The sequence below is a fragment of the Streptomyces sp. NBC_01450 genome, assembly GCF_036227505.1.
Classification (GTDB): Bacteria; Actinomycetota; Actinomycetes; order Streptomycetales; family Streptomycetaceae; genus Streptomyces.
In genome coordinates, this window is sequence record NZ_CP109480.1 from 5,372,244 (window position 1) to 5,396,750 (window position 24,507).

Annotated in this window: 22 protein-coding genes; 9 read left to right on the top strand and 13 right to left on the bottom strand. The window is 70.5% G+C overall.

Annotated elements, in window-relative coordinates; all coding sequences use genetic code 11:
- Positions 1–58: 58 nt before the first annotated feature.
- From OG568_RS23860 to ssd, 4 genes are read right to left on the bottom strand one after another with little or no spacing between them, the layout of a single operon-like run.
- Positions 59–841, bottom strand: a complete 783-nt coding sequence (locus OG568_RS23860; RefSeq protein ID WP_329533032.1) for a type II secretion system F family protein — start codon at positions 839–841, stop codon at positions 59–61.
- Complete coding sequence (locus OG568_RS23865; protein ID WP_329533033.1) at positions 838–1,707, bottom strand: type II secretion system F family protein; 870 nt, start codon at positions 1,705–1,707, stop codon at positions 838–840. The genes OG568_RS23860 and OG568_RS23865 overlap by 4 nt, the downstream gene beginning before the upstream one ends.
- A complete protein-coding gene (locus OG568_RS23870; RefSeq protein ID WP_266627098.1) occupies positions 1,707–2,900 on the bottom strand; it encodes a TadA family conjugal transfer-associated ATPase in 1,194 nt (397 codons plus the stop codon). The genes OG568_RS23865 and OG568_RS23870 overlap by 1 nt, the downstream gene beginning before the upstream one ends.
- Positions 2,897–3,991: a septum site-determining protein Ssd gene (gene ssd / locus OG568_RS23875; protein WP_329533034.1), complete on the bottom strand. Its 1,095-nt coding sequence runs from the start codon at positions 3,989–3,991 to the stop codon at positions 2,897–2,899. The genes OG568_RS23870 and ssd overlap by 4 nt, the downstream gene beginning before the upstream one ends.
- Positions 3,992–4,587: 596 nt before the next feature.
- Here ssd and OG568_RS23880 point away from each other — a divergent pair.
- Positions 4,588–5,421 (top strand): HAD family hydrolase, encoded by an 834-nt coding sequence (locus OG568_RS23880; RefSeq protein WP_266584432.1) that lies wholly within the window; start codon positions 4,588–4,590, stop codon positions 5,419–5,421.
- A gap of 389 nt (positions 5,422–5,810) precedes the next feature.
- On the opposite strand, the gene OG568_RS23885 is transcribed toward OG568_RS23880, so the two are convergent.
- Positions 5,811–6,635, bottom strand: a complete 825-nt coding sequence (locus tag OG568_RS23885) for an oxidoreductase (RefSeq protein WP_329533035.1) — start codon at positions 6,633–6,635, stop codon at positions 5,811–5,813.
- 101 nt (positions 6,636–6,736) lie between these two features.
- On the opposite strand from OG568_RS23885, the gene OG568_RS23890 reads away from it, so the two are divergent.
- Positions 6,737–7,717: an ATP-binding protein gene (locus OG568_RS23890; protein ID WP_329533036.1), complete on the top strand. Its 981-nt coding sequence runs from the start codon at positions 6,737–6,739 to the stop codon at positions 7,715–7,717.
- Here the strand turns inward: OG568_RS23890 and OG568_RS23895 are convergent.
- Positions 7,707–8,969, bottom strand: a complete 1,263-nt coding sequence (locus OG568_RS23895) for a hypothetical protein (protein WP_329533037.1) — start codon at positions 8,967–8,969, stop codon at positions 7,707–7,709. The genes OG568_RS23890 and OG568_RS23895 overlap by 11 nt on opposite strands.
- Before the next feature lie 334 nt (positions 8,970–9,303).
- On the opposite strand from OG568_RS23895, the gene OG568_RS23900 reads away from it, so the two are divergent.
- From OG568_RS23900 to OG568_RS23925, 6 genes are all read left to right on the top strand, one after another.
- Complete coding sequence (locus tag OG568_RS23900; protein ID WP_329533038.1) at positions 9,304–11,727, top strand: bifunctional SulP family inorganic anion transporter/carbonic anhydrase; 2,424 nt, start codon at positions 9,304–9,306, stop codon at positions 11,725–11,727.
- Positions 11,728–12,069: 342 nt separating this feature from the next.
- On the top strand, positions 12,070–14,070 hold the full coding sequence (gene acs / locus OG568_RS23905) for an acetate--CoA ligase (protein ID WP_329533039.1): 2,001 nt from the start codon (positions 12,070–12,072) through the stop codon (positions 14,068–14,070).
- 315 nt (positions 14,071–14,385) lie between these two features.
- Positions 14,386–15,783, top strand: coding sequence for a Na+/H+ antiporter NhaA (gene nhaA / locus OG568_RS23910; protein WP_329533040.1), 1,398 nt, complete (start codon positions 14,386–14,388; stop codon positions 15,781–15,783).
- A gap of 145 nt (positions 15,784–15,928) precedes the next feature.
- A complete protein-coding gene (locus OG568_RS23915) occupies positions 15,929–16,405 on the top strand; it encodes a phage holin family protein (RefSeq protein ID WP_266431966.1) in 477 nt (158 codons plus the stop codon).
- Positions 16,402–17,352: an alpha/beta fold hydrolase gene (locus tag OG568_RS23920; protein ID WP_329533041.1), complete on the top strand. Its 951-nt coding sequence runs from the start codon at positions 16,402–16,404 to the stop codon at positions 17,350–17,352. The genes OG568_RS23915 and OG568_RS23920 overlap by 4 nt, the downstream gene beginning before the upstream one ends.
- Before the next feature lie 150 nt (positions 17,353–17,502).
- Complete coding sequence (locus OG568_RS23925) at positions 17,503–17,682, top strand: hypothetical protein (protein WP_075033566.1); 180 nt, start codon at positions 17,503–17,505, stop codon at positions 17,680–17,682.
- 27 nt (positions 17,683–17,709) lie between these two features.
- On the opposite strand, the gene OG568_RS23930 is transcribed toward OG568_RS23925, so the two are convergent.
- From OG568_RS23930 to nth, 3 genes are all read right to left on the bottom strand, one after another.
- A complete protein-coding gene (locus OG568_RS23930; protein WP_266584417.1) occupies positions 17,710–18,909 on the bottom strand; it encodes a MarP family serine protease in 1,200 nt (399 codons plus the stop codon).
- Positions 18,910–18,922: 13 nt separating this feature from the next.
- Positions 18,923–19,582, bottom strand: coding sequence for an NUDIX hydrolase (locus OG568_RS23935; protein ID WP_443077881.1), 660 nt, complete (start codon positions 19,580–19,582; stop codon positions 18,923–18,925).
- Between the two features lie 253 nt (positions 19,583–19,835).
- The gene (gene nth / locus OG568_RS23940) at positions 19,836–20,888 is read right to left on the bottom strand and encodes an endonuclease III (protein ID WP_329536426.1); all 1,053 of its coding nucleotides are present in this window, start codon (positions 20,886–20,888) and stop codon (positions 19,836–19,838) included.
- Positions 20,889–21,257: 369 nt separating this feature from the next.
- On the opposite strand from nth, the gene OG568_RS23945 reads away from it, so the two are divergent.
- A complete protein-coding gene (locus OG568_RS23945; RefSeq protein ID WP_006382668.1) occupies positions 21,258–21,932 on the top strand; it encodes a Crp/Fnr family transcriptional regulator in 675 nt (224 codons plus the stop codon).
- Positions 21,933–22,067: 135 nt separating this feature from the next.
- Here OG568_RS23945 and OG568_RS23950 read toward each other — a convergent pair whose 3' ends face one another.
- From OG568_RS23950 to OG568_RS23965, 4 genes are all read right to left on the bottom strand, one after another.
- On the bottom strand, positions 22,068–22,898 hold the full coding sequence (locus OG568_RS23950; protein ID WP_329533043.1) for an MBL fold metallo-hydrolase: 831 nt from the start codon (positions 22,896–22,898) through the stop codon (positions 22,068–22,070).
- On the bottom strand, positions 22,895–23,764 hold the full coding sequence (locus OG568_RS23955) for an NUDIX hydrolase (protein WP_266431974.1): 870 nt from the start codon (positions 23,762–23,764) through the stop codon (positions 22,895–22,897). The genes OG568_RS23950 and OG568_RS23955 overlap by 4 nt, the downstream gene beginning before the upstream one ends.
- A 110-nt stretch (positions 23,765–23,874) precedes the next feature.
- Positions 23,875–24,345, bottom strand: a complete 471-nt coding sequence (locus tag OG568_RS23960; protein ID WP_266584411.1) for a RidA family protein — start codon at positions 24,343–24,345, stop codon at positions 23,875–23,877.
- Positions 24,342–24,503: a DUF4177 domain-containing protein gene (locus OG568_RS23965; protein WP_075033571.1), complete on the bottom strand. Its 162-nt coding sequence runs from the start codon at positions 24,501–24,503 to the stop codon at positions 24,342–24,344. The genes OG568_RS23960 and OG568_RS23965 overlap by 4 nt, the downstream gene beginning before the upstream one ends.
- Between the last annotated feature and the right edge of the window lie 4 nt (positions 24,504–24,507).

Consider the following 24,507-nt stretch of genomic DNA (forward strand, 5'->3'; position numbering starts at 1 on the left):
AACCCCCGTAAGGTCCAAACCCGTTGATCGTCCGTCGTTCACCGCACGTTGTCGCTCGTCATCCGCCACCCCCTCCCAGCACCCCGTCCGCCAGCCCGATCACCACGGGTAGGACGCCCATCGCGAGGAACGCGGGAAGAAAGCACAGCCCCAGGGGCGCGGTGACCATGACGGCCGCCCGGCGCGCCCGCGCCGTCGCGGTGCGGCCCCGCTCGGCGCGGGCCTCCATGGCGAGCCGCCCGACCGGCACGGCCGCCGGTACGCCCGACTCGCCGGCCCGTTCCAGCAGCCGCGCCAGTGCCCTCGCGCCCGGGAGCGACGCCAGCCTCCGCCATGCCTCGGCCGGTTCGCCTCCGAGCCGTACCTCCGCCGCGCCCCGCGCGAGCCGCTCCCCCACCGGTCCGCCCAGGGCCTCGCCCACCGCCTGGGCTGCCACCACCGGGTCCGCCCCCGCCGCGATACAGGCCGCGACCAGGTCGGCCGCGAGGGGAAGTTGCCGGGCAACCAGCGCCGCGTCGTGCTCCTCCACCGGCCCCGGTCTGCGCCGCTGCCGCCACCGCCAGGCCCCGAACCCGGCCAGCAGTCCCACCACGACCCCGGCAAGACCGCCGACCAGCACCCAGCCGGCGCACACCGCGCCCGCCACCGGCAGCCACCGCCGCCCGATGTCCCGGACCGCGAAGTGCCGCTTCTCGGGCGCCCGCTCCAGGGCCAGCAGCTCGGCCAACCTTCTGCGTGCCCGTCGCTCACGCCGCGCCGCGCCAAGCGCTCGCGGCAGCCACCCCAGCGCCAGCGCTCCGCACACGAGCGCCCCCAGCCTGTGGACGACTTCCGTGCTCATGTCGCCTCCGCTCCCCTCACGATGCGCAGCGCCCACCACAGCCCCACGGCCTCCAGCACCCCGCCGACCAGCAGACAGCCCAGGCCCGGCCCGCTGTGCAGCAGCACGTGCAGTGGATCGGCTCCCAGCGCGGTGCCCAGCAGAAGCCCCAGAACGGGCAGCCCCGCGAGCATCACCGCCGTGGATCTCGATCCGGCCACTTGAGCGCGCAGATCGGCCCGTTGGTCCCGCTCCGCGCACAGGGCCCCTTCCAGGCGGTCGAGTCCCGCCGCCAGGCCGGCGCCCCGGTCCACCGCCACCCGCCAGCACGCGGCGAGCCCCACCAGCCCGTCGGCTCCCGGCTGACGTGCCGCGTCGGTGAGCGCGCCCGGCACATCACCGCCGAACCGCGCCGCAGCCAGCACCACCGCCTGTGCCTCGCCGAGCCCGCCCGAGTCGCGCGCCGCTCTCCGCAGTGCCTCGCCCGGCTGACGCCCAGCCCGCACCTCGCCGGCCAGCGCCCCGCACAGCGCGATCACCGCCTCGCCCCGACGCTCCCGGTCCCGACGCGCCTCGCCGGCCCGCCGTACCCGGCGGAGCAACGGCATCCCGGCCGCCCCCAGGAACAGCGGCACCACGGACGTGCCCAGTACCGCGATCACCAACCCGGCCACCAGCGACCACCCTTCGGGTCGCAGTCGTCCGCGCAGTCGCCGCCACTCGGCCCGTGCCCGCTCCCACGCCGGCGGACCGGTGGCCACCACCCCGCCGCCCGCGCACAGCAGCCGAGCCCTGCGTGCCCCCGCGTCCCATCCGCCCATCAACCAGGCCGCCGCCCCGGCACACGCCATGGCCACCCCCACCGAGATGTCAACGACTCCCGTCATCACAGACCACTCCTCTCGGTCCCGTCCCGGAGCAGCCCCCGCAGCCGCTCCCACCCCCGCTCGTACGCGAACGCCTCCGCGCCCCACCGCAGCGCGGGCACCGTCACCACCAGCCCCGTCGCATCGCGCTCCAGGACATGCACCTCGGCGATCCGCCGCCGCCCGGCCCGGTCGCGTACGAGATGCAGGACCACGGACAGCGCCGCCGCCAACTGGCTGTGCAGCGCGGCTCTGTCGAGCCCTGCCGCCGTGCCCAGGGCCTCCAGGCGGGCCGGTACCTGTGCCGCCGCATTCGCGTGCACCGTTCCGCAGCCGCCCTCGTGGCCGGTGTTGAGCGCCGCCAGGAGCGACACGACCTCCGGTCCGCGCACCTCGCCGACGACCAGCCGGTCCGGTCGCATGCGCAGGGCCTGACGGACCAGGTCCTGCAGCGCCACGAGTCCGGCGCCCTCCTGATTGGCGGGCCGTCCCTCCAGGCGCACCACATGGGGATGGTCTGGCCGCAGCTCCGCCGAGTCCTCGGCGAGCACGATCCGCTCCCCGGGTCCGACCAGCCCCAGCAGCGCGCTCAGCAGGGTCGTCTTGCCGCTCCCGGTGCCACCGCTGATCAGGAACGACAGCCGGGCGTCCAACAGGGCTCTGAGCACCCGGTCCCCGCCGTGCGGGATCGTCCCCGCCGCCACCAACTCGTCGAGAGTGAACGCCCGGGGCCGTACGACCCGCAGCGACAGGCAGGTGGAGCCGACGGCGACCGGGGGCAGCACCGCGTGCAGACGGGTGCCGTCCGGAAGCCGGGCGTCGACCCAGGGGCGGGCGTCGTCGAGCCTTCGCCCGGCCACGGCCGCGAGGCGCTGCGCGAGGCGTCGTACGGCGGCCGTGTCCGGAAAGGTGACGGCCGTCAGTTCCAGGCCACCGCCCCGGTCGACCCACACCCGGTCCGGCGCGGACACCAGGACGTCGGTCACCGACGGGTCGGCGAGCAGCGGCTCCAGCGGACCACTGCCGACCAGTTCGGAGCGCAACCGCTCGGCGGTGCCGAGGACCTCGGCGTCTCCGAGCACTCGCCCCTGCTCGCGCAGGGCCTGTGCCACGCGCGCGGGGGTCGGTTCCGACCCGCTCTCGGCCAGCCACTGCCGTACGCCGTCCAGCAGTCCTGTGCCGGTACCGACGCCCGTGCCCGCTTCCCGGCTCATACGCCCCCGCCTTCCACCGGAACCCGCTCCCAGAACGCGGCGCAGAACCGGGCGAGCGGCCCTCGCACGGCTCCCCCGGGTGGCACTCCGGTGTCCAGCCGCGTGGATTCCGCGGGCACTTCGCCGACCAGCGGCAGTCCGAGCAGACGGGCCACTTCGCGGTCGTCGAGGCCCGGTGTGTAAGGGCCGCGGACTGCGACGCGCAGGTCGCGCAGGACCATGCCGACCACGGACGCCACCCGTTTGGCCGCCGCGATGGCGCGCAGATCGGCGGGGACCACCAGAAGTCCGAGGTCGAGCTGGGCGAGGGCTTCCGCGACGCCTTCGTCGACGCGCCGGGGCAGGTCGACCACCACCGCGCCACCACGCCGTCTGGCGGCGGCCAGGACGGCGCGCACGGCCTGCGCCGGAATGGTCACGGAATCGCCGCGATCCCAGCTCAGGACGCGCAGCGCGTGCAATTCGGGAAGGGACTCCTCCAGGGCGCCGCCGCCGACCCTGCCACGGGAGGCCGCGAACGCCGGCCAGCGCAGGCCTTCGGCCGTCTCTCCGCCCAGGAGTACGTCGAGTCCGCCACCCAGGGGATCCGCGTCCACGAGCAGGGTGCGGCGTCCCTCACGCGCCGAGGTGACGGCGAGCGCGCAGGCCAGCGTGGAGGCTCCGGCCCCGCCGCGGCCGCCGATCACGCCGACGGTGAGCGCGGGGCGGCCGACTCCCTCGGCCACGTCGGCGATGCGGTCGACGAGCCACTGTTCGCCGTCCGGAAGCATCAGGACATGGTCGGCTCCGATCTCGACAGCCCGTTTCCAGACGCCGGAGTCGTCCTGGTCCCGGCCGACCAGCACCACTCCGCGTCGCCGCACGGCCCCGCGCACACGCCGCGCCGCGTCGTCGCCGACCAGGACGAGTGGCGCCGCCTCCCAGCTGCCGCGGCCCTCCGGCACCCCGTGGTGGACCTCCGGCCTCGCGCCCGCCGCGGCGCACAGGCGCAGCAGGTCGTCGAGAAGTTCGGCGTCCTCCGTGACGATCAGTGGTCCGCCCTGCCGCCCGTCGGCGGCGGGCGGCAGGTCGTGTGTGATGGCTCCCGCCATGATCTCCAGCCCCCTTCGCTGCTTCTTGCGCGGAGCCCGCAGGGTCCTCTGTGGACCCGCGATTCCCGCTCGTGTGAAGAACCGGCAAGCGGCCTCCATATGAACGGCCGATACGAACCGGCCAAACGCGTCCGACAAACGGAACCGGCCATGAACTTGCCGCGAGGAACTCGCCGCGAGCGGGACGCGCTGGAATCACGGTGCAGCGATCCCGAAAATCGTGTGGATCTTGGTCGATAACTGTGGACAACTCAGTGGCTGTGAATATCGCCATCACCCATACCGGTGAGCCGCGTGCGACTTCCACAGAGCAGCCTCACGGCTACGCAGAGTGACAGATCGCGGGCGCGCGAAAGGGGCGGCCGCAACGGTGACAACGGGGTCCCGGGGCCGCGCGAAAGAGGGGAAAAACCCATCCGGACATGCGACGACCCCCGCCGGGGGGGAGAGCGGGGGTCGTCCCCACGGCCGACTCGGGGGGGGAGGAGTCGGACCGGGTTAGCACGGTCGCGAACGATCCGTGACTTCCATGGTGTACCCGAGAGCCCTCTCAGGCAAACCCACGCGCCCCACACTAGCCCGAATGGTGGGCGCATATGCTCGGGCTCGTGGAAAACCACTCCTTGCCTCGCACGGCAGCCTTCTTTGACCTGGACAAGACGGTCATTGCGAAGTCGAGCACGCTCACGTTCAGCAAGTCGTTCTACCAAGGCGGGCTGATCAACCGAAGGGCCGTGTTGCGTACCGCATACGCCCAGTTCGTGTTCATGGCGGGCGGCGCGGACCACGATCAGATGGAGCGGATGCGCGCTTACCTCTCCGCGCTGTGTCGCGGCTGGAACGTGCGGCAGGTCAAGGAGATCGTCGCCGAGACGCTGCACGACCTGATCGACCCGATCATTTACGACGAGGCCGCCTCCCTCATCGAGGAGCACCACACCGCCGGGCGTGACGTCGTGATCGTCTCCACGTCCGGGGCGGAGGTGGTCGAGCCGATCGGAGAGCTCCTCGGCGCGGACCGGGTGGTGGCCACACGCATGGTCGTGGGCGAGGACGGCTGCTTCACCGGAGAGGTGGAGTACTACGCGTACGGGCCGACGAAGGCCGAGGCCGTCAAGGAGCTGGCCGCGTCCGAGGGGTACGACCTCTCGCGTTGCTACGCCTACAGCGACTCCGTGACCGACGTTCCGATGCTGGAGGCCGTCGGCCACCCCCATGCGGTGAATCCGGACCGCGCGCTGCGACGCGAGGCAATTGCCCGTTCATGGCCGATTCTGGACTTCCACCGACCGGTCCGACTCAAGCAGCGGCTGCCCGCACTGTCGGTGCCGCCGCGTCCCGCGCTCGTCGCGGCGGCCGCGATAGGCGCGGCAGCGGCCACGGCGGGGCTCGTCTGGTACGCGAGCAAGCGGCGCACCACGGTGGCGTGAGCGTGTCACGCATGCGGATGCCGCACATTTATGCCTGATTAACACCCGTTTGAACCTAAAAGTAAAGAAGTGCAGTCAGGGGTTCCGCTTCCCCTGGACCAGGAGTACAAAGGGGTTAACGGCCCGCGAGACCAAGGACATCCGAAAGGATCACCTTCAAACGCAACCGAGGCCCCACGGACCGAGCATGGACATCGAGCACCCACGCGACGTCGACCCGTCGATTACGGGCCAGCCGCACCAGGTGACGGGCAGGAGTTCCCGACCTGATGGGCAACATATCGAGGACGCTTGGTAACCCGGTGAGCATGCCAGCGGCGGTACGAAAACTCGTACCGCCGCAACCCTTTTTGGGGGCCCGGTTCGCACACGGACCCACGCCGTAGGACTTATGCCGCGCCGCGCTGAAGCGCCTCGCAGACGGCTGTCGACTCCCTGGCTCCCAGTTCAATCGCCTTGCCGCAGTGGGCGATCCAGGCCGCCATGCCCTCCGGGGTGCCGGAGACATAACCGTCCAGGGCCGCCAGATAGGCCGCGCGGCCCAGCTCGGCGTGACCGACCTCCGCCGGGCAGACGGATTTGGGGTCGAGGCCGCTGCCGACCAGGACGATGCGCTCGGCCGCGCGCGCGACGAGGCCGTTGTGCGTGCCGAAGGGGCGCAGCGCGAGCAGTTCGCCGTGCACGACGGCCGCCGTCACCAGGGCCGGGGCCGAACCACCCGCGATGATCAGCTGCGAGAGCCCTTCGAGCCGGCCTGCCACCTCGCTCGCCTCCGGCAGGGGCAGTTCGACGAGCGGCTCGTCGACCGGTTCGCCGTCCTGGCGGGGCCGACCGACCGCGCCTTCCCTGTCCGCGGCCGCCACGAGGTGCAGCCGGGCCAGCACACGGAGCGGCGACTGTCGCCAGATGGACAGGAGTTGACCCGCCTCGGCGGTCAGCCGCAGGGCCGCGCCGACCGTGCGGCCCTCACCGTCACCGCTGAAGTCGGTGCGGCGGCGCACCTCTTCGAGAGCCCAGTCGGAACCGGACAGCGCCGCGGAGCCGCGGGCGCCCCGCAGCGCGGCCTCGGAAGTGATCTCGTTGCTGCGGCGCCGCATGATCCGGTGTCCGTAGACCCGGTCCACCGCCTTGCGGACGGACTCCACGGATTCGGCCACGCCGGGCAGCGAGCCCAGGGCCGCGAGCGGATCGGCGGTCGCGCCTGTCGTACTCATGAGTACGACCCTACGCACCCCGGCGGCCCGCCCCACGAAGGAGTGGTCTTCTTCACGTCACCAGGACACTGTGAGCAATCGTCCGACTACCCTTGGTGAACATGAAAATTGCTTTCGTAGGGAAGGGCGGCAGCGGCAAGACCACCCTGTCCTCCCTCTTCATCCGCCACCTCGCGGCCTCGGGGTCGCCGGTCGTCGCGGTGGACGCCGACATCAACCAGCATCTGGGAGCCGCGCTCGGCCTCGACGAGGCGGTGGCCGCCGGGCTGCCGGCCATGGGCCCGCGGCTGAAGCTGATCAAGGACTACCTGCGCGGAGCCAATCCGCGGATCACGTCCGCCGAGACGATGATCAAGACGACACCGCCCGGCGAGGGGTCCCGTCTGCTGCGGGTGTGCGAGAACAATCCGGTGTACGACGCCTGTGCGCGGCCGGTGGAACTCGACGGCGGCGCCGTCCGTTTGATGGTCACCGGCCCGTTCAGCGAGGCCGATCTGGGAGTGGCCTGCTACCACTCCAAGACCGGTGCGGTGGAGCTCTGCCTGAACCATCTCGTCGACGGCCAGAGCGAGTACGTCGTCGTCGATATGACGGCGGGCTCCGACTCCTTCGCGTCCGGCATGTTCACCCGCTTCGACATCACGTTCCTCGTCGCCGAGCCGACCCGGAAGGGAGTCTCCGTCTATCGGCAATACAAGGAGTACGCCCGCGACTTCGGGGTCATCCTGAAGGTCGTCGGCAACAAGGTGCAGGGCCAGGACGACATCGACTTCCTCCGCGCCGAGGTCGGTGACGACCTCCTGGTCACGGTCGGGCACTCGGACTGGGTGCGCGCCATGGAGAAGGGCCGCCCACCCCGGTTCGAGCTCCTGGAGGAGGCCAACCGGCGCTCCCTGCGCATCTTGCAGAGCGCCACCGACGCCACGTACGAGTTGCGGGACTGGGAGCGCTACACGCGCCAGATGGTGCACTTCCACCTGAAGAACGCGGGCAGCTGGGGCAACGAGAGGACCGGGGCCGACCTGGCGGCGCAGGTCGACCCCGGTTTCGTACTCGGCGAGGGACTGGTGGCTACGGCTTGACGGCCGGCGCCCCGGGGATGCCCTTCGGGGCCGGGGCCGGGCGGCCCGACAGGAGGGACGCCCAGCCCTGCTTCGGGGCCTCTCCGACGTTGAGGCCGCGCAGCTTGTCGAGCGTGGTCGGGTCCTGGGCGTCGAGCCAGTCGGCGAGCTGCCGGAAGGAGACGCAGCGGACGTCGGGCTTGTTGCAGACGTTCTCCACGACCTGGTCGATGGCACGCATGTAGGTGCCGCCGTTCCAGGACTCGAAGTGGTTGCCGATGATCAGCGGCGCGCGGTTGCCGTCGTAGGCGCGGTCGAAGCCCTTGAGCAGGCCGTCACGCATCTGATTGCCCCAGTACTCCTGCTTGCCGGGGTCGCCCTGGGTCTGCGTGCCCGACTGGTTGACCATGAAGTTGTAGTCCATGGTGAGCTGCTCGAAGGTGTGCCCGGGGAAAGGGACCAGCTGCATCGACAGATCCCACAGGCCGTTCTTCTTCTTGGGCCAGACCTGGTCGTTGACACCGCTGGTGTCATAGCGGAAGCCCAGCTGCCGGGCCGCCTTCATGAAGTTCTTCTGGCCCTCCAGGCAGGGCGTGCGGGCGCCGATGAGCTCCTTGTCGTAGTCGAAGGGCAGCGGAGCCGCGTTCTTCATGCCCGCGTTGGTCTTCCAGGACTTCACGAACACCTTCGCCTGGGCGATCTCGCTCTTCCACTCCGCGACCGACCACTCGCCGACACCGCCTTCCGGGCCGCAGAAGTGGCCGTTGAAGTGCGTACCGATCTCGTTGCCCTCCAGCCACGCACCGCGTAGCTGCTCGACGGTGTTCTTGATGCCCTGCTCGTCGTTGAAGCCGATCTCCGAGCTGCCTGGCGAGTGCTCCGGTGGCTTGTACAACTCGCGCTTGTCCTCCGGCAGCATGTACACGCCGCTCAGGAAGTACGTCATCGTCGCCCGGTTGGCCTTGGCCACCTCGCGGAAGTGCGAGAAGAGCTTCTGGCTGTCCTCACCGGCGCCGTCCCAGGAGAAGACCACGAACTGCGGGGGCTTCTGACCGGGCTTCAGCCGCTCGGGTTGGGGCAGATTCGGCTGCGCTCCCGTATACGCGGTGGAGCCGTCGCCGATCAGGCGGACCACGCTCCGGGGCGCCGGGGCCCCTGCGGCCTCGTTCGCGCCGTGCGCGCCTTGCTGGGTACCGGTGGCGCAACCGGCGAGCGCCGTGGCGCAGGCCGCGGCGATTGCTACGCCCGCGGCGATCCTCTGGGTGGCGGCCATCTCCGCCCACCTTCTTCCTTCGGTCAGAGCAACGCCACTTCGGGCGTTCTAGGGTGATGTGCGGCTAAATGCCGACAGTGCGGTCAAGGTCGCACGCGACCGAGAACGAATAAATACGACAAGCCGATAAAAAGCCCGGTTCACCCACGTGAGTGATTTGCTGCCCCATTTGCCGCTAAAGTCCGCACAAGAGCTTTACTCTGGATTACGATTCGTTTACCGATCGTTGAAAGTCCCGCCGCTGCACGCCGTGACCCACGGCCGCGATCCGCCCCCGTCCTCCCTGGGCGGGGACCACCTGTTCCGCGACCGCGCTGCCCCGGAGGAGACGGGAATGTCTGCCTGCGTCCCCACCCGCGCCGCCGACTCATCTCGGCCCAAGCGCATCCACAAACCCCACAGCCCCCCGCCCACCCCGCCCCGCCGATTCCGTATCGCGGGCGCCGATCTGTCCGCCTCGATCGCGGTCTTCCTGATCGCCCTGCCGTTGTCTCTCGGTATCGCCCTCGCCACCGGCGCGCCGCTCCAGTCGGGCCTTGTCGCGGCCGCCGTGGGCGGAATCGTCGCCGGGCGGCTCGGCGGCTCACCGCTCCAGGTGAGCGGGCCCGCCGCCGGCCTCACGGTCGTCACCGCCGATCTCATCCATCGCTACGGATGGCGTACGACCTGCGCCATCACCGTCCTCGCCGGGGTCGCCCAGGTAGGCCTCGGATGCCTGCGCGTGGCCCGTACGGCGCTCGCCGTCAGCCCCGCGATCGTGCACGGCATGCTCGCCGGTATCGGTGTGACCATCGCCGTCGCCCAGCTGCACATCGTGCTGGGCGGCACCCCGCAGAGCTCCGTGCTCGAGAACCTGAGCGCGCTCCCCGCCCAGTTGGCCAACGTTCACCCCGGGGCGGTCTCGATGAGCGCGCTCACCCTGACGCTCCTCTTCGCCTGGCCCCGGATTCCCGGACGGGTCGGGCACGTCCTGCGCACCGTGCCCACCGCGCTCGTCGCCGTCGCCGGAGCCACCGTGACCGCCTCGCTCACGGGACTGGTCCTGCCCAAGGTCGACCTGCCGTCCTGGAGCAGCCACGCGCTGGCCGGGCTGCCCGAGGGGCCGGTGCTCGGAATCGCCGCCGCCGTCCTCACCATCACGCTGGTGTGCAGTGTGCAGTCGCTGCTCGGCGCCGTGGCTGTGGACAAGATGGTGGCGGGGCGGCCCGCGCAGCAAACCCGGGTGGGCCGCTCCGACCTGGACCGGGAGCTGCTCGGGCAGGGCGCCGGCAACGTCGTCTCCGGCGCGCTCGGCGGACTGCCCCTCGCCGGGGTCGCCGTGCGCAGTTCGGCGAATGTGCAAGCCGGTGCCGTGAGCCGGAACTCCACGATGCTGCACGGCGTTTTCGTAGTAGTTGCCGCGCTGCTGATGGTCCCGATCCTGGAGCTGATCCCCCTCGCATCGCTCGCCGCCCTGGTGATGGCCGTCGGCATCCAGATGGTGTCCCTGCACCACATCCGCACGGTCACCCGCCACCGCGAAGTGCTGGTGTACGTCGTCACCACGCTCGGCGTCGTATGCCTCGGCGTCCTCGAGGGCGTGGCGTTGGGGGTCGCCGTCGCCGTCGCCGTAGCCCTGCACCGCCTCGCCCGCACACGCATCACGCACGAAGAGAGAGGAGCAGTCCATCACGTACAAGTCCGAGGGCAGTTGACGTTCCTCGCGGTGCCTCGGCTCAGCCGCGCCCTGCACCTGGTGCCTCAAGGCGCTGACGTGGTTCTCGAGTTGGACGGCTCGTTCATGGACCACGCGGCGTACGAGTCCCTGCAGGACTGGCAGAACTCGCATGTCGCGCGAGGCGGCACGGTCGAGCTGACCGGCCGGTCCGGCCGGACCGGCACCAGGATCGCCGAGCCCGAGGGCCCCTCCCACTGCCGCTGCCGCCCCTGGACGCCCTGGCGCAACCACCACTGCGAACCCTCCGCCGGTCCGCAGCCCGCACCCCCCGGCGAGCGGTCGGGTGGGGAGGGCCCGGCAGACGCGTCGGAGGGACCCGACGGAGCGGCCGGTTCCGCCGGGCGCGACGGCCGCAGCGGGCAGAGCGCGCATCAACTGGCACGCGGAATCAGCGCGTTCCAGCGCAACACCGCGCCCCTGGTGCGAGGTGAGCTGGCGCGGCTGGCGCGGGAAGGGCAGCGGCCCTCTCAGCTGTTCCTGACCTGTGCCGACTCACGGCTCGTCACGTCGATGATCACCTCCAGTGGTCCGGGTGACCTCTTCGTCGTACGCAACGTGGGCAACCTCGTGCCGAGGCCCGGGGAGGAGAGCGGGGACGACTCGGTGGCCGCGGCGATCGAGTACGCGGTGGACGTGCTGCATGTGCGGTCCATCACGGTGTGCGGGCACTCCGGGTGCGGTGCCATGCAGGCCCTGATGAACTCGGAGCCCGGCGGGGCACAGACCCCACTCAAGCGGTGGTTGCGGCATGGGCTTCCGAGTCTGGAGCGGATGACCGTGAAGAACCGCCCCTGGGCCCGGCTCGCCGGGCGGGCGCCGGCCGACGCGGTGGAGCAGCTGTGTCTGACCAACGTGGTCCAGCAGTTGGAGCATCTGCGGGCACACGAGTCCGTGGCGCGGGCCCTGCGGGAGGGTGCGCTCGAACTGCACGGGATGTATTTCCACGTCGGGGAGGCGCAGGCGTATCTGCTGGTCGAACGTGACGGCGGCGAGCTGTTCGATCACGTGGGAGCCGCCGAGGATCTACGGCACCCCGCCTGACCTCGCCACCCGTGTGACCTCGGCGTGGTGCGCGGCCCCGGTCGGCGGGGGCGCGCACCACGCCGTGCGTAGGGATACGGCAGGTACGGGGTGACGGTTCCCTCGCGCGGGCCTGGGGCGGGGGGCCGCGACACGCCCGGGCGCCGCATCTGTCACGGCGTCCGTGTGGGGGTCGGTCGCGGGAGACATCGCCGGGTGAACCCGCGCACCCGTCCGTACGTGGCTCGGAGTGCGTACCTCACGCGTGCCTGGTGCGTGCTTCTGAAGAGACCTCAGCCCCCCTATAGGTCTAAACCAATTTGAGATCGGCCCTTGTCATCGAGGCCCCCGGTCTGATGAGCTGTGGCCTGGGACACAACGGACACCCTGGGAAAGGGAGATGTCGTGAGCAACGAAAGCCTGGCCAACCTGCTGAAGGAAGAGCGCAGGTTCGCGCCGCCCGCCGACCTGGCGGCGAACGCCAATGTCACCGCGGAGGCGTATGAGCAGGCCAAGGCTGACAGGCTCGGCTTCTGGGCCGAGCAGGCCCGCCGGCTGACCTGGGCCACCGAGCCGACCGAGACCCTGGACTGGTCCAACCCGCCGTTCGCGAAGTGGTTCGCCGACGGGAAGCTGAACGTCGCGTACAACTGCGTCGACCGGCATGTAGAGGCCGGGAACGGCGACCGGGTCGCCATCCACTTCGAGGGCGAGCCGGGTGACAGCCGGGCGATCACGTACGCCGAGCTCAAGGACGAGGTGAGCAAGGCCGCCAACGCACTGATCGAGCTGGGCGTCGGGAAGGGCGACCGGGTCGCCGTCTATCTGCCGATGATCCCCGAGGCCGTCGTCGCGATGCTGGCGTGCGCACGGATCGGCGCCGCGCACTCGGTCGTGTTCGGCGGGTTCTCCGCGGACGCGATCGCCACGCGCATCCAGGACGCCGACGCCAAGCTGGTCATCACCTCCGACGGCGGCTACCGACGCGGTAAGCCGTCCGCGCTCAAGCCGGCGGTCGACGACGCGGTGAACCGGGTCGACGGGGTCGACAAGGTGCTGGTGGTCCGCCGTACCGGCCAGGAGGTCGACTGGACCGAGGGCCGCGACGTGTGGTGGCACGAGATCGTCGAGCGGCAGTCCGCCGAGCACACTCCGGAGGCGTTCGACGCCGAGCAGCCGCTGTTCATCCTCTACACCTCCGGGACCACGGGGAAGCCGAAGGGCATCCTGCACACCTCGGGCGGGTACCTCACGCAGGCCTCGTACACCCACCACGCCGTCTTCGACCTCAAGCCGGAGACCGACGTGTACTGGTGCACGGCCGACATCGGCTGGGTCACCGGGCACTCGTACATCACGTACGGGCCGCTTTCGAACGGTGCGACGCAGGTGATGTACGAGGGGACGCCGGACACTCCTCACCAGGGGCGTTTCTGGGAGATCGTGCAGAAGTACGGGGTGACGATTCTCTACACGGCGCCCACCGCGATCCGTACGTTCATGAAGTGGGGGGACGACATCCCCGCGAAGTTCGATCTCAGCAGCCTGCGGGTGCTGGGGTCCGTGGGCGAGCCGATCAACCCCGAGGCGTGGATCTGGTACCGCAAGCACATCGGCGGCGACCGGACGCCCATCGTGGACACGTGGTGGCAGACGGAGACCGGCGCGATGATGATCTCGCCGCTGCCAGGGGTCACCGAGACCAAGCCGGGGTCGGCGCAGCGGCCGTTGCCGGGGATCTCGGCGACCGTGGTCGACGACGAGGCCCAGGAGGTTCCCAACGGGGGTGGCGGGTACCTCGTGCTGACCGAGCCGTGGCCGTCGATGCTGCGCACGATCTGGGGCGATGACCAGCGGTTCCTCGACACGTACTGGTCGCGGTTCGAGGGGAAGTACTTCGCCGGGGACGGCGCCAAGAAGGACGAGGACGGGGACATCTGGCTCCTCGGGCGGGTCGACGACGTGATGCTCGTGTCCGGGCACAACATCTCGACGACCGAGGTGGAGTCGGCGCTCGTCTCGCATCCTTCGGTCGCCGAGGCGGCGGTGGTCGGTGCGGCGGACGAGACGACGGGGCAGGCGATCGTCGCGTTCGTGATTCTGCGGGGGACCGCTTCCGCGGAGGATGCCGGGCTGGTGGCGGATCTGCGGAATCACGTGGGGGCCACGCTGGGGCCGATCGCCAAGCCGAAGCGGGTGTTGCCGGTGGCCGAGCTTCCCAAGACCCGGTCCGGGAAGATCATGCGGCGGTTGCTGCGTGACGTGGCGGAGAACCGGGAGCTGGGGGATGTCACGACGTTGACGGACTCCACGGTCATGGAGCTCATCCAGGAGAAGCTGCCGGCGGCGCCGAGCGAGGACTGAGGGTTTCCCTCACCCACCCGCCCCTTTCGGGTGTGGGGGTACTTCGTGCCCCCACACCCGCCAACCTTGCGGGGCTCCGCGGCCCTGTTCCGGTCGGCCGCGAGGCGGGCGGTGCCGCCATGGCCTTGCGACACCGGGAGGCCTTCTCCTGGGGCTCGACCCATGTCCCATATGTTCGTAACGCGAAGTATCTCGCCGTAATGGCAAGGTAAAGTAGTGACCTCAGGGTGTGCCGGGAAGTCTGGTCGGCGGTGTCGTCAGCGATCCCGTGTGGCGGCCGTCAGCAAGCAGCCGTAACGACCCGGAGGTCCCGCCGTGGCCGCGCCCAGCGCCAACAACCGCAAGCTTCTAGGACGGCTGTCGCTGCCCGAGCGGAACTTCGTCGCGGAGGCGTTGCGGACCGAGACCGTCGGTGGGGTGTTGTTGCTCGTCGCGGCGGTTGCCGCGCTGGTGTGGGCCAACACGCCGCTGCGGGACAGTTACGCCACCGTCAGTCACCTCCATTTCGGGCCCTCGGCTCTCGGGCTGAACCTGTCCGTTCAGCACTGGGCGGCGGACGGGCTGCTGGCCGTGTTCTTCTTCGTCGCCGGGATCGAACTCAAGCGCGAGCTCGTGGCGGGGGATCTGCGGGATCCGAAGGCCGCGATACTGCCCGTCGTCGCGGCCGTGTGCGGAATGGCCGTGCCCGCGCTCGTCTACGCGCTCACCAATGCGGTCGGGGGCGGGTCCCTGGGCGGGTGGGCCGTGCCCACCGCCACCGACATCGCCTTCGCGCTCGCCGTGCTCGCCGTGATCGGCACCTCCTTGCCGTCCGCCCTGCGCGCCTTCCTGCTCACCCTCGCCGTGGTCGACGACCTGGTCGCGATCCTGATCATCGCGATCTTCTTCACCGGCCACATCGACTTCGGCGCGCTCGGCGGGGCCGTCGTCGGGCTCGGCGTGTTCTGGGTACTCCTGCGCAAGGGCGTACGCGGGTGGTACGTGTATGTGCCGCTCGCGCTCGTCATCTGGGGGCTGATGTACAACAGCGGCGTCCACGCCACCATCTCCGGCGTCGCGATGGGGCTGATGCTGCGCTGCCACCGGCGGGAGGGCGAGGAGCACTCACCCGGGGAGCACATCGAGCATCTTGTGCGGCCCCTTTCCGCCGGGCTCGCCGTGCCGCTGTTCGCGCTCTTCAGTGCCGGGGTCGTCGTCTCCAGCGGGGCGGTCGGTGATGTGTTCACGCGGCCCGAGACGCTCGGTGTCGTGCTGGGGCTCGTCGTCGGGAAGGCCGTGGGCATTTTCGGGGGGACCTGGCTGGCGGCACGTTTCACCAGCGCCTCGCTCAGTGAGGATCTCGTGTGGCCCGACGTCTTCGCCGTCGCCTCCCTCGCCGGAATCGGCTTCACCGTCTCCCTTCTCATCGGCGAGCTCGCCTTCACGGACGACCCGGTACTCACCGACGAGGTCAAGGCGGCCGTACTGATCGGCTCGCTCATAGCCGCCGTACTCGCCACGACGCTGCTGAAGATACGCAACGCCAAGTACCGTGCGCTGTGCGAGGCCGAGGAGCTCGACGAGGACAGCGACGGCATCCCCGACATCTACGAGCAGGACAACCCGGCGTACCACCTGCGGATGGCCGAGATCCACGAACGGAAGGCCGCCGAGCACCGAAGGCTTGCCGAAGTGGCGGGCGGGGCAAGCGAGGAGAACGACGGTCCGGCATGATCTGAGCAGAACCGGATGGTCAGAACCGGATGGTCAGAACCGGATGGTCAGAACCGGATGGTCAGAACCGGATGGTCGGAACCTGATGGTCAAGACCGAACGGTCGGCAGTAGACAGTTCGCACATACAGAAGAGGGAGTCCGCGATGAGCGCACCCGACGGCAGCCCGGTCGGCGCCGAACGCAGCATCGGCCAGCTGTTCGCCTCGGCGACGACCGAGATGTCCGCGCTGGTGCACGACGAGATCGCGCTGGCGAAGGCGCAGCTCAAGCGCGATGTCAAGCGTGGTGCGGTCAGCGGCGGCGCGTTCTCCGCGGCCGGAGCGGTGCTGATCTTCTCCCTGCCGATGCTGAACTTCGCCCTGGCGTACGGCATCCGGACCTGGAGCCACTGGAATCTCGCGATCTGCTTCGTCCTGTCGTTCGCCGCGAACGTGCTGGTCGCCGCCCTCCTCGCGCTGATCGGTCTGGTCTTCGCGAAGAAGGCGAAGAAGGGCAAGGGCCCGCAGAAGGTGGCCGCCTCGGTCAAGGAGACGGCGGGCGTGCTCCAGAACGCCAAACCGCATCCCCGGACCGCCCCTGTGAGTGACGCGGTCGAGGTTGTGGCACGCTCGACGTCATGACGGACCCCGCCACCCCTTCGGCGCAACCCACCTCGGTCGTGCGGCTCGACGTCCCCGGCGGAAGAGAAGTGACCCACCGGAACGTCGCCGCCAACGGCGCGCGCTTCCACATCGCCGAGATGGGCGACGGACCGCTCGTCCTGTTGCTGCACGGCTTCCCGCAGTTCTGGTGGACCTGGCGCCGGCAGATGGTGGCGCTCGCGGACGCGGGCTTCCGGGCCGTGGCCATGGATCTGCGCGGCGTCGGCGGCAGCGACCGCACGCCCCGCGGCTACGACCCCGCCAACCTGGCGCTCGACATCACCGGGGTCGTACGGTCCCTCGGCGAGCCCGACGCCGCACTCGTCGGACACGACCTGGGCGGCTATCTGGCGTGGACGGCGGCCGTGATGCGCCCCAAGCTCGTCCGCCGGCTCGCCGTGTCGTCCATGCCGCATCCGCGGCGCTGGCGCTCGGCCATGCTCTCCGACGTCAAGCAGTCGGCCGCGGGTTCCTACATCTGGGGGTTCCAGCGGCCCTGGATCCCCGAACGCCAACTCGTCGCTGACGAAGGCGCCCTGGTGGGCCGTCTGGTACGGGACTGGTCGGGGCCGCGGCAGCCGGACGACGAGGCCGTGGAGACGTATCGCCGCGCCATGTGCATCCCGTCGACGGCGCATTGCGCGATCGAGCCCTATCGGTGGATGGTCCGTTCGATGGCGCGTCCGGACGGGATCCAGTTCAACCGGCGTATGAAGCGCCCGGTTCGGGTGCCCACGCTGCATCTGCACGGATCGCTCGATCCTGTGATGCGGACACGGAGCGCGGCCGGATCCGGGGAGTACGTCGAAGCGCCGTACCGCTGGCGGCTGTTCGACGGTCTCGGACACTTCCCCCATGAAGAGGACCCGGTGGCGTTTTCGACCGAATTGGTCAACTGGCTGAAGGATCCCGAGCCCGACCGATGATCCGTCGGTGACTGTCCGGTTGCGGCCCGTGGCGCGCCCGGTATGCGGATGGGAACACCTGTCCTACGAACAGCCAAATGCCTGGCGCATAGGCCAATTGGGGGGCTCGGGCGCGGTTATCGACCTTGGGGCAGGGGCACACGTCGGGGTATGGGCTGGACGCACGACTACAGTGACGCACCACGCAACCGCCGCTCGGCGACGGGTCTGAGCTCCCATCAGAGGGGCACCCCGCAGTTGCCGGGCGCGGACCCCCAAGTGGGGATCCCGCGCATTTTGCGCCGCCGGGCCCGCTGGGTTTCGGTGCGGCTGCGTCACCCACGAGGCTGAGCCCTCGCACCACGCCATCCGTCACCCTCAGAGCGCGCAGCTGTCGCTGTCCACCTGCTGATTGGCCGTACGGCCCTTGGTGACGTCCGGCTGGACCTCGTCCGCGGTGAGGGCGTACCCGGTGTTCGCGTCGTCGAGGGACTTCGCGAAGACCACTCCGTACACCTTGCCGTCGGGCGTGAGCAGTGGGCCGCCGGAGTTGCCCTGGCGCACGGTCGCGTAGAGCGAGTAGACGTCGCGACGCACGGTTCCGCGGTGGTAGATGTCCGGGCCGTTGGCCGTGATGCGGCCGCGTACGCGCGCGGGCTGGACGTTGTACGCGCCGTTCTGCGGAAAGCCGGCGACGATCGCGTTGTTGCCGCTGGCCGCGTCCTTCGCGGTGAACTGGAGGGCGGGCGCGTCCAGGTTCGGTACGTCGAGTACGGCGATGTCGCGCTCCCAGTCGTACAGGACGACCTTGGCGTCGTACTTCCTGCCCTCGCCGCCGATCTGGACGGTGGGCTCGTCGACCCCGCCGACCACGTGCGCGTTGGTCATCACGCGGCGGTCGCCGAAGACGAAGCCGCTGCCCTCGAGGACCTTGCCGCAGCTCTGCGCGGTGCCCATCACCTTGACGATGGACTTCTCGGCGCGAGTGGTGACGGGACTGTTCGCGAGCGCCGGATCGGGGGGCTGGACATCGGTGATGGGTTCGTTGGCGAACGGGCTGAACACCTGCGGGAAGCCGTTCTGCGCGAGGACCGAGGAGAAGTCGGCGAACCAGGTGTCGGCCTGGGAGGGCAGAGCGTCGGAGACGCCGTGGAGCACCTTGGAACCACGGACCTCCTTGCCGAGCGTCGGCAACGTCGTGCCCGCGAGGGCGGAGCCGATCAGCCAGGCGACCAGGAGCATCGCGACGACGTTGACGAGGGCGCCGCCGGTCGCGTCCAGGGCGCGGGCCGGGGACCAGGTGATGTAGCGGCGCAATTTGTTGCCGAGGTGTGTGGTGAGGGCCTGGCCGACGGAGGCACAGACGATCACGACGATCACCGCGACGACGGCGGCGGTCGTACTCACCTTGGTGTCGTCGGTCACGGCACCCCAGATGACGGGGAGCAGATAGACGGCGACGAGGCCGCCGCCCAGGAAGCCGATCACCGACAGGATGCCGACGACGAAGCCCTGGCGGTAGCCCACGATCGCGAACCACACGGCGGCGACCAGCAACAGAATGTCCAGCACGTTCACGGGGGCCACCCTGTCATGCGCGCCAGTCGAGCGGGACCTGCTTCTCGCGGTCCCAGGGCAGCTCCCAGCCCGCGTAGTGCAGCAGGCGGTCGATGATCCCCGCGGTGAAGCCCCAGACCAGGGCCGATTCGACCAGGAATGCCGGGCCTCGGTGACCACTGGGGTGCACGGTCGTCGCGCGGTGGGCGGGGTCCGTGAGATCCGCCACGGGAACCGTGAAGACCCGGGCCGTCTCGGCCGGATCGACCACGCCGACCGGGGTCGGCTCGCGCCACCAGCCCAGGACCGGGGTCACCACGAAGCTGCTCACCGGGATGTAGAGCTTCGGCAGCACCCCGAAGAGCTGGACCCCGCCCGGGTCGAGCCCGGTCTCCTCCTCGGCCTCCCGCAGCGCGGCCCGCAGCGGCCCGTCGGCCATCGGGTCGCCGTCCTCCGGGTCGAGGGCGCCGCCGGGGAAGGAGGGCTGCCCGGCGTGCGAGCGCAGGGAGCTGGCACGCTCCATCAGCAGCAGCTCGGGACCGCGGGCACCCTCGCCGAAGAGGATGAGAACGGCCGACTGCCGCCCCGCGCCGTCCGCCGGCGGCAGGAAGCGGCTCAGCTGGAGCGGCTCCACGGTCTCGACGGCGTGCACCACCGGGTCCAGCCAGGGGGGCAGGCCGTCCTTGGTCACCAGGACCCGGCCGTTGTGCGAGTCGGCGTCTTCGTGTGTGCGGTGGTGCGCGCCGGGGCCGTCGTACGTGTGGTGCGTACCCGACTCGTTCCGCGTGCGGTGTGTGCCGGGCTCGTTCTGCGTGCGGTGCGTGCCCGTCTCGTTCTGCGCGTGGTGCGTCTCCGGCTCGTCGTGCCTGTTGTGCGTGTTGCTCGCGTGCGTCATCGCCACCCCCGTTCTGCTCTGCCCAACGCCGGGCGGCGCCGTGTTCGTTCCGTCATCCGGCGCCCAGTGGGGGTGCCGGAATGCCGCCCGCGTCCAGGTAGGACTGCGGCGGGTTGAGACGCTGGCCGGGGAAACCGCCCTTCTCGTACTTCAGGAGCTTGCGCGCCTTCTCCGGGTCCGTCTCGCCCTCTCCGTACGCGGGGCAGAGCGGGGCGATGGGGCAGGCGCCGCAAGCGGGCTTGCGGGCGTGGCAGATACGGCGCCCGTGGAAGATCACGTGGTGCGAGAGCATCGTCCACTCGCTCTTCGGGAAGAGCGCGCCGACGGCGGCCTCGACCTTGTCCGGGTCGGTCTCGTCGGTCCACTGCCAACGGCGCACGAGCCGGCCGAAGTGGGTGTCCACGGTGATGCCGGGGCGCCCGAAGGCGTTGCCCAGGACCACGAAGGCGGTCTTGCGGCCTACGCCGGGGAGCTTGACGAGGTCTTCGAGGCGGCCGGGGACCTCGCCCCCGAAGTCCTCCACCAGGGCCTTGGAGAGCCCTATCACCGACTTCGTCTTGGCCCGGAAGAAACCGGTGGGGCGGAGGATCTCCTCGACCTCCTCCGGGTTCGCCACGGCGAGGTCCTCGGGAGTGGGGTACTTGGCGAAGAGCCCCGGAGTCGTCTGGTTCACCCGCAGGTCGGTCGTCTGAGCCGACAGGACCGTGGCGATCACCAGCTGGAAGGGGTTCTCGAAGTCCAGCTCCGGGTGGGCGTACGGGTACACCTCGGCGAGCTCACGGTTGATACGGCGGGCGCGGCGCACGAGAGCGGCGTGGGACTCTGCGGTCGCCTTCTTGGGGGCGGTCCGGGTGGAGGCCGCCTGCTTGGCCGGCGCCGTCTTCTTCGCGACGGTCTTGGCGGGGACCGCCTTCTTGGCGACTTTCTTGGCAACGGTCTTGGCAGGCGTCGCCTTCTTGGCGGCAGCCGTCTTCTTCTCGGACGTGGCTGTCGCCTTCGTGGACGTGGTCGCCGTGGACGTGGTCGCCGCCTTCTTGATCGTGGCCGTCGCCTTCTTGGTCACGCCTGTCTTCTTGTCGGTCGTGGCTGTCGCCTTTTCGGCCATCTTCTTCGCGGCCTTCTTCGTGACCGGCTTCACCGGCGCCGATTTTGCCGCTTTTGTCGTTTTCATACTTCCGGCGGGGCTCTGTTCGCCCACAGCGGAATCGCGACGTACAACCACCCGCCCAGCCCCCTTGGCCTGTGCTCTCACCGGCGATTTGGACACTCGGCCAGCCTAAAGCCCACCACCGACATCCGCCCCGGACCCAGAAGATCAGCCCCCAATTGGCCCCCTGCCGCACTGCCCGGCACGCCAGTGCGGCAGACTTGTGACTGATCACACTGTTTGGACCGTCCAGCAAGATGGGGAACACGGTCCCCTGGTATCACGGGGGAGCAAGATCCCCTGAGCAGGTCGACAAGGAGAGAACTCGTGGACGACGTTCTGCGGCGCGCCCCGCTCTTCGCGGCGCTCGATGACGAGCAGGCCGCGGAGCTCCGCGCCTCCATGAGTGAGGTGACCCTCGCACGCGGCGACGCTCTCTTCCACGAGGGCGACCCCGGTGACCGCCTCTACGTGGTCACCGAGGGCAAGGTGAAGCTCCACCGCACCTCACCCGACGGCCGCGAGAACATGCTGGCCGTCCTGGGCCCCGGTGAGCTCATCGGCGAACTGTCGCTGTTCGACCCGGGCCCGCGCACGGCGACCGCCACCGCGCTGACCGAGGTCAAGCTGCTCGGTCTCGGCCACGGCGACCTCCAGCCCTGGCTGAACGCCCGGCCCGAGGTGGCCGCCGCGCTGCTGCGCGCCGTCGCCCGGCGCCTGCGCAAGACCAACGACCAGATGTCCGACCTGGTCTTCTCGGACGTGCCCGGCCGCGTGGCCCGCGCGCTCCTGGACCTCTCCCGCCGCTTCGGCGTGCAGTCGGAGGAGGGCATCCACGTCGTGCACGACCTGACGCAGGAGGAGCTGGCCCAGCTGGTCGGCGCGTCCCGCGAGACGGTCAACAAGGCGCTCGCCGACTTCGCGGGCCGCGGCTGGCTCCGCCTGGAGGCCCGCGCGGTCATCCTGCTGGACGTGGAGCGCCTCGCGAAGCGCTCGCGCTGACCACACGGCGCGCCGAGACCACACGGCGCGCCGACTTTCGACGCACCTGAAGGGCCCTGCCGTACAGCGGGGCCCTTCTCGTGTCCCCGGCGGTCGCCGGTACCACCTGTGCGGCCGCCCGGCGCCGGACAGGCCCTAGATGAGGCCGTGTTCCCGGAGGTAGTCCATCTGCGCCCGGACCGACAGCTCCGCCGCCGGCCACAACGAACGGTCCACGTCCGCGTACACGTGCGCGACGACCTGGGCCGGCGACCGGTAGCCGTTCTCGACCGCCGTCTCGACCTGGGCGAGACGGTGGGCGCGGTGGGCGAGATAGAACTCCACGGCGCCCTGGGCGTCTTCCAGGACGGGCCCGTGCCCCGGCAGCACGGTGTGCACGCCGTCGTCCACGGTGAGGGACCTGAGCCGCCGCAGCGAGTCGAGATAGTCGCCCAGGCGGCCGTCGGGGTGGGCCACGACGGTCGTACCGCGACCGAGGATGGTGTCACCCGTCAGGACGGCCCGATCGGCCGGGAGATGGAAGCACAGCGAGTCGGCGGTGTGGCCGGGGGTCGGCACGACACGCAGTTCGAGCCCGCCGACGGTGATGACGTCCCCGTGCGCGAGCCCCTCGTCCCCGAGCCGCAGCGCCGGATCCAGTGCCCGCACCTTCGTGTCCGTCAGTTCGGCGAACCGCGCGGCGCCCTCGGCGTGATCGGGGTGCCCGTGCGTCAGCAGGGTCAGCGCCACCCGCTTCCCCGCCTTCTCGGCGGTGTCCACGACATTGCGCAGATGTACGTCGTCCAGGGGCCCGGGGTCGATCACGACCGCCAGGTCGGAGTCCGGCTCGGAGACGATCCAGGTGTTGGTGCCGTCCAGGGTCATCGCGGACGCGTTGGGCGCGAGCACGTTGACGGCGCGCGAGGTGGCGGAGCCGGAGAGGACCCCGCCTCGCGGCTGGCCGGGGAGGGCGGCGGCGTCGGTCATGCGGGGGCTCCACCGGTCGGGATGTGCTTGGTGAACTCGTCGTGGCCGGGCCAGGCGAGGACGACTTCGCCGTTCTCCAGGCGGGCCTTGGCCAGGACGGGGGTCAGATCGCGGGCGGGAGCGGCGGCGAGGACGTCGGCGGCGCTGCCGTACGGGATGAGCTGGCGCAGGGTCGCGACGGTGGGCGGCATCATCAGGAGCTCGCCCTTGTCGTATCCGTCCGCCGCGTCCGCGGGACGGATCCAGACCGTACGGTCGGCCTCCGTGGAGGCGTTGCGGGTGCGCTGGCCCTCCGGGAGGGCGGCCACGAAGAACCAGGTGTCGTAGCGGCGGGTTTCGAACTCCGGGGTGATCCAGCGGGTCCAGACGCCCAGGAGGTCGGACCTGAGCACGAGTCCCCGGCGGTCGAGGAACTCGGCGAAGGAGAGGTCGCGGGCGACCAGGGCCGCGCGGTCCGCCTCCCAGTCCTCGCCGGTGGTGTCGCCGACCACGGTGTCCGGGGTGGGCCCGGCCAGCAGAACGCCGGCCTCCTCGTACGTCTCGCGGACCGCCGCGCAGACGACGGCCTGGGCGGACGTCTCGTCGGTACCGAGCCTTTTCGCCCACCACGCGCGCGTGGGGCCCGCCCAGCGGATCTGGTGCTCGTCGTCGCGTGGGTCCACGCCGCCACCCGGGTACGCGTACGCGCCTCCGGCGAAGGCCATGGAGGCGCGTCTGCGCAGCATGTGCACCACAGGCGTGGTGGGGGTGTCCTTGAGCAGCATGACGGTGGCCGCACGCTTGGGGGGCACCGGGGTCAGCGTGCCCTCCGCGAGCGCGCGGATCCGCTCGGGCCACTCCGGTGGATACCACTGCCCATTCGCCATGGCCGGAGGCTATCCCGAGCCGGGCGAATGTTCGAGGGGCTCATGGGGATCTCCGGGCCGGGGTGGGGGCCCGAGCCGCGTGCTCCCGCGCGGGACGCGGCCCCGACCGGCTACACCGCCGTCAGCTCCACCTGGATCTCGACCTCGACCGGGGCATCCAGCGGGAGGACGGCCACGCCGACCGCGCTGCGGGCGTGGACGCCCTTGTCGCCCAGGGCCGCGCCCAGAAGCTCGCTCGCGCCGTTCAGGACACCCGGCTGGCCGGTGAAGTCCGAGGCCGAGGCCACGAAGCCGACGACCTTCACGACGCGCGCGATGCGGTCGAGGTCGCCCGCGACGGACTTGACCGCGGCCAGCGCGTTCAGCGCGCAGATGCGGGCCAGGTCCTTGGCCTCCTCGGCGGTGACCTCCGCACCCACCTTGCCGGTGAGCGGAAGCTTGCCGTCCACCATCGGCAGCTGCCCCGCCGTGAAGACGTACACACCGGACTGCACGGCGGGCTGGTAGGCGGCCAGCGGCGGAACGACGTCCGGCAGTGTCAGGCCGAGCTCCGCGAGCTTCGCCTCGACGGCGCCGCTCATGCCGACTTCTCGCGCTTCAGGTAGGCCACCAGCTGCTCGGGGTTGTTCGGCCCGGGCACGACCTGGACGAGCTCCCAGCCGTCCTCGCCCCAGGTGTCCAGAATCTGCTTCGTGGCATGGACGAGCAGCGGCACGGTTGCGTATTCCCACTTGGTCATGTCG